The sequence below is a fragment of the Faecalibacterium sp. Marseille-Q4164 genome (genome assembly GCF_017377545.1).
Classification (GTDB): Bacteria; Bacillota; Clostridia; order Oscillospirales; family Ruminococcaceae; genus Faecalibacterium; species Faecalibacterium duncaniae.
Genome location: NZ_JAFREJ010000002.1, coordinates 180,297 through 195,333, shown reverse-complemented (window position 1 = coordinate 195,333; position 15,037 = coordinate 180,297). Strand labels below are relative to the sequence as shown.

Sequence of the window (15,037 nt, the reverse complement as noted above, 5' to 3'; positions counted from 1 at the left end):
CTCCATTTTATTTTTCGACTGTGTGTTTATTTTTCCATTCTCCCAGCCCATAAACGGCATAAAACAGCCGCTTGCTGATCAAAAGTGTTTCCACCTTGATCCGGTCTGCTCTTTTGGCCCAGGGCCGCCGGGCAAGCGCCCGGTGTTCCTGCACAAAGCGGCAGATCCGTGCCTGAGCCTCCGGATAGCTGGCAAAATCGCCATCCAGAATGCCTTTCAGTGTCTTCAGGTAAGTAACCAGCTGCAGATATTCCGCTTCTGCTTTCAGCACAGGGACCGTTTCCGCAATAAAGCGGGTCACGTCTTCGCCCACATCCAGAATGACCAGATTCTTCTCGGCAATGCCGCTCTTCATGGTCGAACCGGTATGGATGCGGTAATCGTACATCGGTTCCGGAAACACTTCCACTTTTGCACAGCGGGCAATGGCCCGATACATCACCGCATAGTCCTCGTACAGGATGCCAACGGGGAACTGCAAATCTCCCCAAACCTCCCGCCGGAAGAAAACGCCGCCTGCTCCATGCCCGATGCCCTGATGCAGCAGCATCCGGCGCATGGTCTCTTCCCGGTTCAGCAGCTCTGGGATCTGGAGCGGATTTTCCGTCCGTCCCTCCGGCTGCTCTGTCGAGAACATCTCCAGCGGGGTCAGGGCTGCATCAGCACCATCTGCCTCACAGCGCTCCACAAATTGGTCAAACGCTGTGGAGCGGATCAGGTCATCGCTGTCCAGCAGGTAAAAATATTTTCCCTGCGTCTGTTGCAACCCAACGTTCCGGGCATCAGACTGCCCCCCATTGGGCTTATGGAACACCCGGATGCGGCCATCCTCCACAGCCAGTTCATCACAAAGTTCCCCGCTGCCATCGGTTGAGCCGTCATCTACCAAAAGCAGCTCCCAATTCTGGTAACTCTGCGCCTGCACGCTCTGCACACAGTCCCGCAGATACGGATAAACATTATAGACCGGCACAATGACCGATACAAGCGGTTTTCTTTCCTCCAACCGGATCCCTCCACCTTACTTTTTTCCACGCCACTGCGTTTTTTCATAGACCCGTCGGGTCATGGCATAGCCGCTGTAGGAAAGCGCCGCCGCCAGCCGGGCCTTTTTGCGGGCCTGCGGGTCCAGCAGAACGTTCCGGCGGTATTTTTTCACTTCCTGCCAGAGGGCCTTCTCTATTTTTTCATGCTGCCTGTCCTGAATCTGGAACAGGATATTGCAGACATTGCTCAGATAGCGGCACTCCGCTGCACGGCTCAGCCGGGGGAAATCACGCTTCACATTTTCCATCAGCGCGTGGCAGTGCCGCACACTATCCAGCTTTCTGGGGTTGAAGGCCATATTTTGGATACTGCTGCCCCGCTGGAAATAGTAGTAATCCCGGTTTGCGATATGTGCCACCTTATGGGCACGCTTTGTCACCTCGTAGGCGACCGGGATATCCTCATAGAGCTTGCCCACCGGGTAGCGCACGCCCTCAAACAGTGCACGCTTATAGAGCTTGGTGGGGGTGGTCACCTCCATGCCCTCCTGATACAGGATGCGGCGCAGGCATTCCTCCCGGCTCAGGATCTCGAATGCTTCCAGACGCTCTGTGGGCACGGACTGCACCGGCTGGCCCTCGAACACCTCTTCAAAACAGCTGGCTGAAAAATCCGCTCCCGCCTGCTCCAGTGCCCGGTACAGGTTCTCGATGTAATAAGGTGACACCCAGTCATCGCCATCCACAAAAGAGAGGTATTCCCCCGCTGCCGCGTCCACACCAGCGTTGCGGGCATCGGACAGACCACCATTTTTCTTGTGGAGCACCCGCACCCGGGCATCCTGTGCAGCATATTCATCACAGAGGACCTCGCTGCCATCGGTGGAGCCGTCGTTCACCAGCAGCAGCTCCATGTTCTGATAGCTCTGCCCCAATAGACTGTCCACACAGCGGTTCAGATATGGCTTTACATTATAAACAGGAACGATGATGCTTACCAAAGGGTCCATCTTATCTCCTCATTTCAGCAGGTCGAAGTAAAACTCTTCCAGCTTCTTCGCCTCGGTGACGATATCAAAGCCGCCTGCCCGCATCTCGACAGAGGTATCCCGCCGCCGGGCATTTTCTGCAGCCCGGATCGCCGCATCCGCCCAGACTGCCGGGCTTTCCTGCAAGCTCAGGTACTGCATCTCGGGCAGGACCTGAGCCTCCTGCGGCACCTCTGTGGAACAGATGACCGGCAATGCCGCCGCTTGTGCTTCGATCAGCACGATCCCAAGCCCCTCATACCGCGAGGGCAGAACAAAGGCATCCATGGCCTGATAAAACTTTGCGGGATCGCTTTGTCGGCCCAGAAAGCGGACATTCTCCTGCAGCCCCAGTGCCTCCGCTTTCCGGCGGGCAGCGGCCTCGTTTTCCCCTTCTCCAATCAGCAGTAAAACGGCATCCGGCCGTTGCTTGCAGACCTCCGCCATTACATCCAGCAAAAATTCGTGATTTTTGGCATAGCAGAACCGTCCGACATGGCCCAGCACCAGTTCATCCCCCAGGCCAAGCTCCTGCCGGACGGCTTTCCGTTTGGCGGCATCATAAGTAAAGCGGTCGAGCTCAATGGCATTGTTGAACACCCGGAAAGGCTTTTCACCATAAAGCCAGCTGCCTGCCGTTCTGGAGCAGGCACAGAGCCGGGTGGGGTACACTGCGGCAAAGGGACGGAGCAGGTACTTCATCACATTTTTTGCCCCTTCTCCCCTGCCCACCGTAGAATGGTTATGCGCGATCCGGTTGGGCACCCCTGCACGCTTTGCCCCCCAGAGGGAAAGCACGCTCAGGGTGTTCATGTGGGAGTGAACGATCTGGTATCCGTTCTGACGGAACAGCCGCCCGATCTCCCGTTCATACTGCGGCAGGTGGGTATATTTTGGCACCACATACACCCGGCCGCCCAGCCGTTCGATCTCTTCCCGCTGGGGCAGAGTCGAGCCTTCCAGCGCAAAAAAATCAAACTGAACTCTGGAACGGTCCATGTGGCGGTAGTAGTTCATCACCACCATCTCCACACCGCCGTAGTTCATATCCGTCATCATCTGGGCCACACGGATGGGCTGTGCATTCTGCTCCATGGTCATACCAGCTCCTTGCGGTCACAATCCTCGAACCAGTCCCGAAAGCTCTCCTCCAGCGTATAGTGGAACTTGTAATCAGTGGCGGTCAGCTTTCTGCCGCAGACATTGGTGGATACCATCAGCTTCCGGACACGGGCGGGATGGATACCCACCTTTTTGCCCCCGATGGGTCCCAGAATGCCCGCTGCAAACAGCAGCAGTCCGGCGGGCACCAACGGCACATGGCGGTGCAGGCCGGTCGCCTTCTGCATCGCATTGCAGATTTCTTCAATGGTATAAGCCGGCTCGTAAGTACAGTTATAGATCTCTGCTCCGGGGAAAGAATGTTCCAGCATCCGGTACTTGAAGAAGCGCACCAGCTCCTTGACATAGATGCACGCCTTGATGGTGTCCTTCCGGCCGGCATAAAAAAAGTAGCCCTTCTTCTGCCCCCTGTACAGGCGGGTCATGTTGCCGTGCTCCCCTTTGCCATAAACGATGCCTGGCCGCACGATGGTCAGCTCCCGGGCCGGATCACGGGCCTGCCAGATCTGGTGGATTTTTTCTGCCACCAGCTTGCTGATCCCATACGGCGTGTTGGGCGTCGGCAGAGTCTCCTCCGTCTTAAGGTCCTCAGACGCACCATAGGGTGCAATGGAGCTGGTGAACAGGATCTTCCGGATGCCGTATTTTTCCGCAAATGCGGTCACATTTTCCGCGCCCCGGATATTTGTTTCAAAATAGGCTTCTTCCGGGTGGCCGGGGGTGCGGTGGACCGCTGCCAGATCAAAGATCACATCCTCCGGGGTCGGAACGAACTCAAAATCGATGGGCTTGCGCACATCCAGCCGGATATACTGCACCCCATCGTTCTTTTCCACAATGCCCGGCACCACGCCCTCTTCCCCAGGCATCACAAGATCCAGGTCGTAGATCACGTCGCCGGGTCTGACGCACTCCTTCAGCAGCAAATGAATGAGATGGGTGCCGATAAAACCAGATCCACCAAAAAGAATATAATTCATTTTGCCCCTTTCCGGTCAAACACAACGCCCACCGTCCTGAACAGCAGGTAGATATCCATCCAGATGGACCAGTTGTCGATGTACTGGACATCCAGCTTGACCACTTCTTCAAAATCATCAATATCGCTGCGGCCGCTTACCTGCCACAGGCCGGTAATTCCCGGCTTCATGGAAAGGCGGCGCTTGTGATGGCTCTCGTACTGCCGGTACTCATCCAGCGTGGGCGGGCGGGTACCCACCAGGCTCATGGAGCCCCGCACAACGTCAAAAAACTGCGGCAGCTCATCGATGCTGGTGCGACGGATGAAGCGGCCCACTCGGGTGATCCGGGGGTCATCCTCCATCTTGAACATCAGGCCGTTCATTTCGTTCTGGGCCATCAGCTCCTTTTTGCGTGCTTCCGCGTCCACATACATGCTGCGCAACTTGTGGATGTAGAACACCCGTCCATTCCGGCCCACCCGGCGCTGCTTGAAGATCAGCGGGCCGGGGCTTTCCAGCTTGAGCGGGATGGCCACCAACGCAATGATGGGGATACTGATGATGCACCCCACGATGCCGCCTACGATATCCATGGCCCGCTTCAGCACCTGATCCCGCAGCTTGAGTTCCACCGTGCCCATCGTCACAACATTGCCGCCCGCACAGCGGCTCAGTTCCCGGCTGATGCGCACCGCACTGGTCTCATCGCAGCAGGCTTTTTCGATCCGGTCCAGCACCGGCAGGCGGAAATGGACCGTCAGCCCCATGCTCTCCATCTCCTCGAGATAGGGCAGCATGTTCTCCTCACTCTCCTGCGCCACATCCAGATACACTTCATCCAGCGCTGCCTGCCGCAGCCAGTCCATGAAATTATCGAAGTTCGCCTCGATCTTCACCCCATCGATCTCAGTGTGAAGCTGCTCCGGGGCAGCTTCCAGAATGGCAAGGCCGGTCACACGCTTGGACCAGTCCTTTTTCAGCTCTTCCAGAATGGGGCTTGCGTTCTCCTGCGTAGTCACCACCCCCACAAGGCTCTGAATCCCCTTGGTATAGCGGGAGCGCATCAGCATCTTTTTGAGGACAGCATGAGCGCCCGTCATCACAAAGACATCGATGACGGGCACAAACACCAGAAAATAGCGGGAATGCAGCATGGAAGCCTTGGTCAGCGCCAGACAGGCCGCATCAATGAGAGTCAGCAAAAAATTGAACCGCACCGCAATTTCAACTTCACGAATCGGAGTGCGGTTCACGATATTTTCGCTCTGATCAAATGTAAAAAAAGTCAGAATATAGGCCAGCAGCAATAAAAAACAGGCTTCTACCAGATCGTCCAGCTGGAAGTCCCCCATCTTGTGCAGAACACCTGCGGTCAGCCCCCACGCCAGCCCGATGCTGAGAGCCAGAGAGAGCAGATCAATCAGAAACAGGTATCCATACTGCAGTTTTTCACGTTTCGTAATCATACTGTTTCGTTGTCTCCATTTATTTTTACCATTTTATCATATCGGGAGAAGGGTTGCAATAGATGGAGATCGAATACGTGCTGCTTTTGTCGGATCACTACAAATGTGTTGTGCCATTTTACAAAAGCGCCTTATCGCGCCCAAAATGGTCAGCAAAAAGCGCCCTTTCTCTCGCATCACACAAGAGAAAGGGCGCAGTCAAGCTTTATTCAGCTCAGGAGAAACTCCGATCAGCAGTTCTCAGCGAAGTACTTAATGGTACGGACCATCTGAGAGGTGTAGGAGTTCTCGTTGTCGTACCAGGACACGACCTGAACCTGATAGGTGTCGTCGCAGCTACGCTGAATTTTTGCACTTTTCCGAGTAGTTCTTCACAGTTTCGTAACAACAGTTACAGTACCAGAACATACCGTTGTCGTACCAAAACCGGTTTGTTCGTACCACAATTATATCACGTTTCAGCGTCATTTGCAAGGATTTGATCCGTTTCACTTATAGCCTGCATTTTTCAGATTCTAACGTATATTTTTACGTCATTCCACGGTTCGAGCGCCTGAAACCTAGGGCTTCCGCCGGGGCAGCAGCTCTCCCAGGCACTCTCCTCAGAAGCTCTATGACAGCTAGATTGCCAACATGTTCCTGCTGATTAACTGAAATTTCTCCGGACGTGATTTTGAGCCATGATGTGGGAAATGTAGCCATCTTGTTCGATATGAAACAGTTCTATTCGTTCCGAGTCACACCAATTGCCATTTATATAAGAAAACCGCGTGAACTGCCAGAGCTATAACTCTACGCTCCGACTGATCCACACGGCTCTAAAATATTTATTTCAGCTTTGCGAGGATCTCATCTGCCGTCATACCGGATGCCAGCAGCTTCTTCAGCACATCCTCAGCTTCAGCTTTCTTTGCGGATTCCGCTGCTTTGGTTTCAGCTTTGATCTTTTTAGCCTCGATTCTGGCGATTTCCTTATCGATAGATTTCAGCGCTGCCTTCTTGGTTTTCAGGTCAGCTTTCAGCGCATCGATATTAGCGGTGATGGATGCAATTTCGGCGGTAGCGGCTTCCTTTGCAGCCTGCTTTTCAGTGATCTGTGCGGCAAAGTCAACGGTTGCTTTTACGTTCCTAGGCTTGTTCTTGCTTCCTTTGGGACGGGGCATAGGGGACACCTCCATTCAGTATTTATAACATAAGTATAGCATTACAAATATTGGATGGCAAGAAATATATATCGGCATAACTTGCGTTAGACGGCGTAACCCTTGCCCTTGATGGCCTCCACGACCTGAGAGACATACTTCTGACAGGTAACATGGTCAGGGGCTTCCACCATCACGCGCACCAGAGGCTCCGTACCAGACTCGCGCACCAGAATACGACTAGTGTTACCAAGTGCTTCAGCACAGCCTTGACTGCTGCCTGCACTGCCTCATCATCCTGTGCGGCTTTCTTATCGGTCACTCGAACATTTTCCAGAACTTGCGGGTAGATCTTCAGCGGGGCGGCCAGCACACTCAGAGGCTTCTTCTTGGCCAGCATGACCTCCATCATCTTCAGGCTGGTCAGGATGCCGTCACCGGTGCTGGCGTACTTGGAGAAGATGATGTGGCCGCTCTGCTCACCGCCGATGCGGCAGCCGTTCTTGGCCATATACTCGTAGACATACTTGTCGCCCACGGCAGTCTTGGCGTAGCCGATGCCCTGCTCGTCAAAGGCCTTGTACCGGCCAAAGCAACTTCGCAGCACATTTCTGTCAAGCCATCTATTAGTTCATCGCTTTTCATCCGTCCCAAGCTCTGATTGGTATTTCTTAGCATCTTTTAAGAAACTTGCCGCAATCATCACGATAACTGCACCAATGGGAAACGCTGCTACGATACTGACCGATTGCAGGTTGTTCATGGAACTTTCGGCAAACAGCAATGCAATGGGCAACAGAATCAGCAGGATGCACCACATCAACTGGATGCCCTTATTGGGCTGTTCATCATCCTTGAGGGTGTGGTAGCTGTAGCAGGATGCCGTCAGTGCGATAGAATCAAAGGATGTTGCGTAGAAGGCGATCATCGTAATCAGAACAGCCACCATAACGACCGGTGCACCCGGCATAGTTTTGATCATATCCACGATCATACCGTACATATCGCCGCTGTCCAGATACTTGGCGATAAAATCCGCCTTGTCAGTCATCTGCAGTCCCATGGAGTAGTTACCCAGCACAATGAAGCTGGTCAGTGTAGAGCCCACGCCAAACACATAGCCGCCCAGAATCGTCTGGCGTACCGTTCTGCCACGGGAAATGCTGCCAATGAAGAACGGCGCAGCCACACACCAAACCATCCAGTAGGCCCAGTAATAAATGGTCCAGTTTTGGGGGAAGTTGGAGGTACGCAGCGGGTCGGTAAAGGTGGAAAGGTCGATGAAATTCTGCATCATCCGTCCCAGCGAGGAAAAACCGGTTTCGATAATATACCGGGTCTCGCCGCCAAACAGGAGGACAAAGGCAAGCAACCCAAAGAAAAGATAGATGCAGACATTGGCCAATTTGCTGATACCCTTGAAGCCATGCAGCAAAGAGTAAGTATACACGGCGCAAGTGATCAACAGGATGATAATATTGATGACCGTGCGACTGACAGCAACATGGAATAGCTCTCCGATGATGGTTGCCATCAGCGGTGTTGCTACGCTGAAAGTAGTGGCTGTACCCGCTAGCAAAGCGAACACCGCCAGCAGGTCAATGATGCGGCCTGCCCAGCCATCGGTGTGCTTGCCCAGAATCGGGCGGCAGGCTTCCGAGTATTTCTGGCGGGTTCTCTTTCTCACGTGCAGCATAAAGCCGAATGCTACCGCCAGCACCAGATAGAAGCCCCACGGGATAAAGCTCCAATGGAACAAGGGATATACCCCTGCCCAGTCCTGAATGCTGCCCATCTCTGCCAGATGGGGGTCGGTTGCATACAGCACCCATTCCGAAAAAGAGTAAAACAGGATATCCGCAGCAAGACCGCAAGTAAACATCATGGAGCCCCATGCAAAGAAGGAATACTGAGGCTTTTCGTTGGGTTCACCCAGAACAATGTCCCCATACTTCGAACACGCAATGTACAGTGACAGGATGAAAATACCCAGTCCGATCACCAGATAATAGGTACCAAAGGTATCTCCGAAAAAGAACCGGATCTGGCTCAGCACGGCATTGGACTGTTCCGGTGCAAAGAAGAACAGAATACACAGGGCAATGATAATGGTCAGTGGGAGCAGCGTTATCATCCAATCAATTTTCCCACGCTCTCTATTTTTGTTCATTCATGCTTCCCCCTCGTATTTTTTGTAGCTGGAATCCAAGGCAAGCAACTCACTAAAGTTGTCCACCTCGATAATATCGTCCTTATTCATCGGACGAACTCCCAGCCGATATTCTTCCGGATAGCAGAACAGTGCCACATCATCCCAGTAAATCTGACGATTCTGCTTCTGCTCAAACTCAACTTCCAGATGATGCTTTAGTCTTTTTCCATCCTCAGCCGTCCAGCGAGAAATACTATACAACTGCCAGCCACCTTTGCCGCCTGTACGACTGCAGGAGGTGACGATGCCATCTTCTACGGTTTGCAGCCACTCATCCGTTTCCTCATCCGTCCATACGCTGTTATAACCGGAGCGTTCAAACTCCGGAGCCAGAATATCTGGGTTATAGATAATTTGATCTCCGTCCAGAATGATTGCATTCTCGATGTGATCTCTTGCTACATACAGGGATGCGATATTATTGCAGGTATCATAGTAGGGGTTTTCAATCAGTCGAACACCGGGATACTCTGTCACCAGCGGGGCGAACTGTTCTTTCAGGTAGCCCACCACGATGTATATCTCCGAAATGCCGTTGTTGTGCAGCCCCTCAATTACCGTATCGATCATCCGCTTGCCGTTTACTTTGACCAGCGGCTTCGGCGTTGTCAGCGTGACCGGGTGCATCCGGTTTCCCAGCCCTGCCGCCATAATAATGGCTCTTTCTACTTTAGGCATTTTTCTGTGCCCCACTTTCCCCTGATTTCTTCAGTTCATCCTGAACGATTCTGTAGTAGTCTTTTGCGTAGCGATACTGCCGCAGGGAATACTCGCCAAATTCCACGCCCAGATTCCGCTTATACTCACACCAGTTGCTCCACAACAGTCCACAGGCAGCGATGTAGCAGTAAATCTTAATCCGTGTCGCATCATCGCAACCGTCTGTAAAATATGCCGCAATCAAGCGATCCACCTGCCGCTTATTGTAAAGCGAATAAATGCAGAACATTGCTATATCCACATGAGGGTCCTGCATACCTGCATACTCCCAGTCAATCAGACGAATCTCCTCTTTTCCATTTTTCTGGACAAACAGGAAGTTATCCGGTACTGCGTCAATATGCGTCAAAATCTTTTCGCCTGCGTGTGCATCAATATAAGGCTTCAAAGACCAGACATTCGCCTTAGTTTTCTCATAGTCCTTGTAAACAGAAGGAGTGCCATCCCACAGCGTTTCGTAGAACTCCATCTGCCCGAAAATATCAAACTCATGCGCAACTTTCAGCTTCATCGCATGGAAATCACGCAGACGGCTCATGCACTTCTTGACATCTTCATAATCGGTGGGGTCGCATACCCGGGCGCCCTCCAGAAACTCTGTAATCTTATAGCCATTCTCCGGATTAATATAGGCGATATCATCACAGATGTTTTTATCAGCGATGGCATGATACACTGCTGCTTCCTGACGGCGATTGATGAGTTGATCCGTACCCTCTCCCGGAATACGCATAATGTACTTTTTGTCCTTACAGGTAAACAGAAACGAACGGTTGGTCATTCCCTTTTTCAGGACTGTAATATCCGTGACATCCTCCGGTTTTGCGCACAATGCCTTGCAGATTAAACGAATCGCATCCGTTTTCAGTTGGTTGGAATCGCTGTCGATCTCACGAAGCTGCTCATAGGTGTTGATCTCCACAACATCTGCCGAATGCACAACTCGAGCTGTGACGATCATGCGATCCTTCTTATAGAGTGCTTCTTCCCAAAACGAACCATCATACTGCGGCTTCTTGCAAAGTTCCTCTATACGATTGGAAACTGTATCAGCGTCCTCTTTTATAAGGTAGCTGATTCCGACCATCGCATTGCCGCCAGCGTTTTCTGGTACAGTTACCAGTTCCATCTTGCGGTTTACACGAACATTGCTTTCATTCTCCACAAGATCGCTGACCATATACCAAGAGTACAGTTCATGGCGGTGGAACGGATTGCGGTCACACCAGATGTCGCAAGGAACAATGTATGCATTCTCCAAATGCTCTTTTACCAGTTTTAGCGAATGCAGATTATTCTTGGAGGCATAGTCCGGGTTGACCACCAGTTCCACGCCGTATTCATCCATCAGGTATTCATATTTTTCCTTCATGAAACCCACAACAACGTAAATTTCCTGAATTCCCACTTCGTGAAGCTGCTTAATGATTCGTTCAATCAAAGGCTCCCCATTGACTTCCAACAGGCCTTTGGGCATCTCTGTGTTGATGGGGACCATCCGCATACCAAAACCGGCTGCCAGAATAATTGCTCGTTTGGGAGTCTTATTCTTGTACTCCGACACAGCCTTGGCTGTGGGGCTGATTGCTTCGTTCAGATACCCTGCCTTAATAAGCTCCTTGAGGGAACGGTTTACAACCCCTAAGGAATGACCCGAAACCTCTGCTAGAATTCTTTGATTAATAAACGGTTCTAGCAAAAGTGCATTCAAGATATCGCTTTCTTGTTTGTTCATATACACCTCTCCACAGTTTTTGGTGAACAGTATGCCAGCATGAAACCGCAATCCAAGATTGCGTTTTTATGTCATCAAGTTATTCTTAATGTTCTCCAACGCTACTGCTCTGCCAAATAGCATTTCAGGTGGTATTTGTAAACTCGCTTATTCTCTGGCGGCAGTTGCATATAATCTCCAAAAGATCTGGTCAATACCTTGTCGATTTATGAGGGGGCATAAAAATACCTTCCCTCAAATTCGCTTTCAATTCTATTTTTTAGCCAGTCGCTTTCATAAGGGATACCATCCCATGGGAGTCCCATATATTCTGTAGGCTTTTCATCGAATTTTATGTAACGTTTATGCATTTTCATAAGAACATCATGAGCATCGAATAATTTTGCACCATAAAAAGCTAGATTTTTACGCACTATCTGCATCAATCTTTTCTTCTCATTTAAAGCTTCATGGACTCGATCGTTTTTATATAGATTTTAGAGTTCTGGTTCTTTTCTGGTCACAATCTTATACTCGTGATAAGCTACGCGTTTTTCTACAGGAGGAAGTTCCATATAGTTCCCATAAATATAAGCTAAAAGTTCATCCCACTTTTCAGGCGCATAGAATTTGTGATTTTCAAATTCCAATAGCACTCTTTTCTCAAACCATGCTTTTTCGAATTGCTCCGGATTCTTTTCATCCGACCACACTGGAATGCCAACGTATCGGTTTGTGTTTTTTGTGTTCTCGTGTATATATTCAACTATTTCCAAATCAAATTTTTTCAAATAATCTCTGCCATAAACAACCTGCAACAAAAGGTGATATGGAATTTTCAGACAGGACTTGATGGTCGAGTTTCCTTTTCCATTTACATATATTCTTATTTTCCTATTTTCTTTTTGAATATGTTTCAAAATTTTTTTTGCCTGAGCAACATTTTCCCCATAGAAGTCCAAGGGATAAACGTCAACAAACACACCGATATCAATCGGTTTTTCATTATTGGTATGTATGTATTTATATCGCCGGTCCGAGAATCTCGAAATACCAAAATAATAGTTTTCTTCAGTTTGACGATTTGAAAGTTTATACGGTGCTATCGAGTCCTTGTTCTTTTGGCAATAATCCAGAAATCTGTCATAGTCTTCTCTTGGCATCCAAACGTCTGCATCATCATCCCACGGAATAAATCCATGATGGCGAACAGCCCCCAGCAATGTTCCATAGGCAAGGTAATACCGAAAACCTTCTCTTTCACATAAATCATGAAATGTCTGTAGCACATTCAGCGTAACTGTATGAATTTCCTGTATAGTTAATTCTGTTTTATTCATCTATTTGACCTCCAAAATCGCTTTAGAATGCCTAATGTCTTCTCTTCATGAATCAAGCCGGCTCCACACAATAACAAAACGACTAAGATTCTCAGAATAATATGGTCAATCAGAACATTTCCCAGTATTACTGCTGAAAATATTCCTGCGGAGCATCCTAGCATTACCTTATTTGAGAACAAAATCTTTCCTTCAACCTTTATCGCAATCAGATAATGCAGAAGAAAATAAAGGAAATATGTTGCCAATGTTGTGTATGCAGCGGCAATGTAGCCATATTTCTTTATAAAAACAAAATTCAGAATAATATTTACGATTGCGGCCATAATCGTTCCGCTGGCTATGTACTGAGTTTTTCCATAATAATATTCAACACAGGACGGAATCGTATATAAAAAAGCAAAATACCCCCCTGCAACGATAGGAATCACAGAATATATTGCATCCCAGTAATTTTCACTTGCCAGAATCTTAACGATTTCTGGTGCCATAAAAATAATCGCACTCGAAAACAGTGCCATGTACGATGCATAGTAGCCACTATACTTTCTTATTGAGAATAAATCATTGTCCTTTCTTTTTTGGTAAAACCATGGTCCCCAAACACTATCCAGCGAATTTGCCGTAACCTGTACAATTGCGTAGATATTATAAGCAAAACTGTAAATTCCAGCATTCTCATCCGTTCCCATTTTCATAATCATAATTCGATCAAACTGATTAAGCACAATTTGACTGAGTCCGTGCGGGATAATGGGAATGCTATACTTAACCCCCCATTTCAGGAGAGATAGATCTTTACACGGTTTTTCTCTTTTCCAAAATTCGATGATTATATTGACTGCAACTACCACAATCGCTATTGTCGAACCCAGAATTCGCCCAATATACTTATCCTTCTGAAAAACAAATACGATAAGAAACAGCGAAAGCAGAATGTTAAGTATAGCATTTATGCCAGATACTTTTATGAATTTTTGGTACCTGTAATCGATTCCTGCATCTGTGTTATAGCAAGTCATTACGGCATTTCCAAATGCATACAAAACTAAAAGGTTCAAGCAGACTTTATCCAGCTGCAGAAAATTTTCAATCGCATCTCCAAATATATTTACAGCCAACAGCCAGCCCGCTGTACTGCAAAGCACAAGGCAAATTGTTGTCGAAACATAAGAATGGTAGTCCTTTCCTTTCTCCGCTCCTTCCGAGGCAAGACCATACCGATAACGTGCATTCTTATAGCTACTGTGAATTGCAAATCCGATCAACACAAAAATTATATTTTCATAGGAAAGAAAAACGTTGTACTTTCCATAATCCTGCGTTGTCAGAAGCCTTGTGAAAATTGGGATTGTAAAGAAAGAAAGTCCCTTCAAAAGGTAATTTCCAATTGTGTATCCAATGCCCGCCTTGAGAACACGGTTGCCCGCTTTTTTCTCTCGTGTCTTATCGTTGGTGCCCATATTCTCCATGGACTCCCTTCTTGTAGTCATTGATTCCCCGTCTTATAAATTTCATCCTGCTCTTTTTATCATCCAGCATCAAATAATGTACAACCGGACGTATCGTCACATTTGCAATCAGCCGCAGCCGCATCTTCAAAGGGACATAATTTTCCTGAAGAAGATACAGTGCATCTCTCGTCTGATAGTATTCTCTGAAAGGCTGGCCGACTCTCAGTTTAATAGGACCAACTTTCTTTTCGCCGTTTCCTACAGAATGGTGCAGCACAACTTTTTCTGTCATGCAGCACACCATACCGGCTTTCTGCATCCGCCAACACAGATCCCAATCTGCCAGGTCCAGAAAAACTTTCTCATTCCAGAAATCGATCCTTTTCAGGTTTCCATACCGCATCATCAACGAAGATGTAATGGTATTGCTTACCTCATATGTCTCATCTGTAATATTTTTCTTCTGCCGTGGTCTCTCCGTCCGACCATTGCTCGTATTGTAAAATACAGGCCCCAGACACCCCAGATTCGGAATAAGTGTCTCAATCTTCCGGTATTCATCCTGCAGCGCTTGAATATAACCTTCGCCAATCTGTGAATCCTGGTCAAAGAATATGATCAAATCATCATCTTTCCAGCCATAGGTATCATTTTTTAGTGCCACATTAAATGCTGCACCAAGACCAAGGTTCTCATTTTTTGTTATGTAGATTATGTTTTTTTCATTTTGAAATACGGTCTCATGGGATTCCTGACTATTGTCACATAGAATCACCGTGTCCACCTGTTGAGACAAAATCCTACAATTATTAAATTCTTTTTCGCTTGGATTATATAAAGTCACCAAGGCATGCGTTTCACTCATTTTTAGCCTTTCACTGCCAGAATCAA

At 48.8% G+C, this 15,037-nt stretch carries 13 protein-coding genes and 1 pseudogene; all 14 read right to left on the bottom strand.

The genetic code is table 11. The annotated features are described in order from the left end of the window. Positions 1-7: 7 nt before the first annotated feature. The 14 genes and pseudogenes from J3352_RS04015 to J3352_RS03950 all read right to left on the bottom strand — a co-directional run bounded on the left by J3352_RS04015 (position 8) and on the right by J3352_RS03950 (position 15,011). Complete coding sequence (locus J3352_RS04015; protein ID WP_197036513.1) at positions 8-1,006, bottom strand: glycosyltransferase family 2 protein; 999 nt, start codon at positions 1,004-1,006, stop codon at positions 8-10. 15 nt (positions 1,007-1,021) lie between these two features. Continuing rightward, complete coding sequence (locus tag J3352_RS04010; RefSeq protein WP_156065538.1) at positions 1,022-1,996, bottom strand: glycosyltransferase; 975 nt, start codon at positions 1,994-1,996, stop codon at positions 1,022-1,024. Positions 1,997-2,005: 9 nt separating this feature from the next. Beyond that, entirely contained in the window at positions 2,006-3,109 is a 1,104-nt protein-coding gene (locus J3352_RS04005) for a glycosyltransferase family 1 protein (protein ID WP_197036514.1), read from the bottom strand. Between the two features lie 2 nt (positions 3,110-3,111). After that, positions 3,112-4,116 (bottom strand): NAD(P)-dependent oxidoreductase, encoded by a 1,005-nt coding sequence (locus tag J3352_RS04000; protein WP_156065542.1) that lies wholly within the window; start codon positions 4,114-4,116, stop codon positions 3,112-3,114. Then, positions 4,113-5,564 (bottom strand): sugar transferase, encoded by a 1,452-nt coding sequence (locus J3352_RS03995; RefSeq protein ID WP_156065545.1) that lies wholly within the window; start codon positions 5,562-5,564, stop codon positions 4,113-4,115. The genes J3352_RS04000 and J3352_RS03995 overlap by 4 nt, the downstream gene beginning before the upstream one ends. An 827-nt stretch (positions 5,565-6,391) precedes the next feature. Beyond that, positions 6,392-6,727 (bottom strand): hypothetical protein, encoded by a 336-nt coding sequence (locus J3352_RS03990; protein ID WP_154276672.1) that lies wholly within the window; start codon positions 6,725-6,727, stop codon positions 6,392-6,394. Positions 6,728-6,813: 86 nt separating this feature from the next. Beyond that, a pseudogene (locus J3352_RS03985) lies at positions 6,814-7,304 on the bottom strand (phosphoglucosamine mutase); the annotation flags it as partial. A gap of 33 nt (positions 7,305-7,337) precedes the next feature. Continuing rightward, positions 7,338-8,876, bottom strand: a complete 1,539-nt coding sequence (locus tag J3352_RS03980) for a BCCT family transporter (RefSeq protein ID WP_156065547.1) — start codon at positions 8,874-8,876, stop codon at positions 7,338-7,340. Beyond that, on the bottom strand, positions 8,877-9,596 hold the full coding sequence (locus tag J3352_RS03975; protein WP_156065549.1) for an NTP transferase domain-containing protein: 720 nt from the start codon (positions 9,594-9,596) through the stop codon (positions 8,877-8,879). It abuts the gene before it with no gap. Next, a complete protein-coding gene (locus J3352_RS03970; RefSeq protein WP_156065551.1) occupies positions 9,589-11,373 on the bottom strand; it encodes an NTP transferase domain-containing protein in 1,785 nt (594 codons plus the stop codon). The genes J3352_RS03975 and J3352_RS03970 overlap by 8 nt, the downstream gene beginning before the upstream one ends. Before the next feature lie 206 nt (positions 11,374-11,579). After that, a complete protein-coding gene (locus tag J3352_RS03965) occupies positions 11,580-11,798 on the bottom strand; it encodes a hypothetical protein (protein ID WP_143405772.1) in 219 nt (72 codons plus the stop codon). 51 nt (positions 11,799-11,849) lie between these two features. Beyond that, the gene (locus J3352_RS03960) at positions 11,850-12,692 is read right to left on the bottom strand and encodes a phosphorylcholine transferase LicD (protein WP_097773576.1); all 843 of its coding nucleotides are present in this window, start codon (positions 12,690-12,692) and stop codon (positions 11,850-11,852) included. Next, complete coding sequence (locus J3352_RS03955) at positions 12,689-14,155, bottom strand: lipopolysaccharide biosynthesis protein (RefSeq protein WP_179859176.1); 1,467 nt, start codon at positions 14,153-14,155, stop codon at positions 12,689-12,691. Before J3352_RS03955 ends, J3352_RS03960 begins: the two co-directional genes overlap by 4 nt. After that, positions 14,139-15,011, bottom strand: a complete 873-nt coding sequence (locus J3352_RS03950; RefSeq protein WP_097773574.1) for a glycosyltransferase — start codon at positions 15,009-15,011, stop codon at positions 14,139-14,141. Before J3352_RS03950 ends, J3352_RS03955 begins: the two co-directional genes overlap by 17 nt. Positions 15,012-15,037 lie beyond the last annotated feature (26 nt).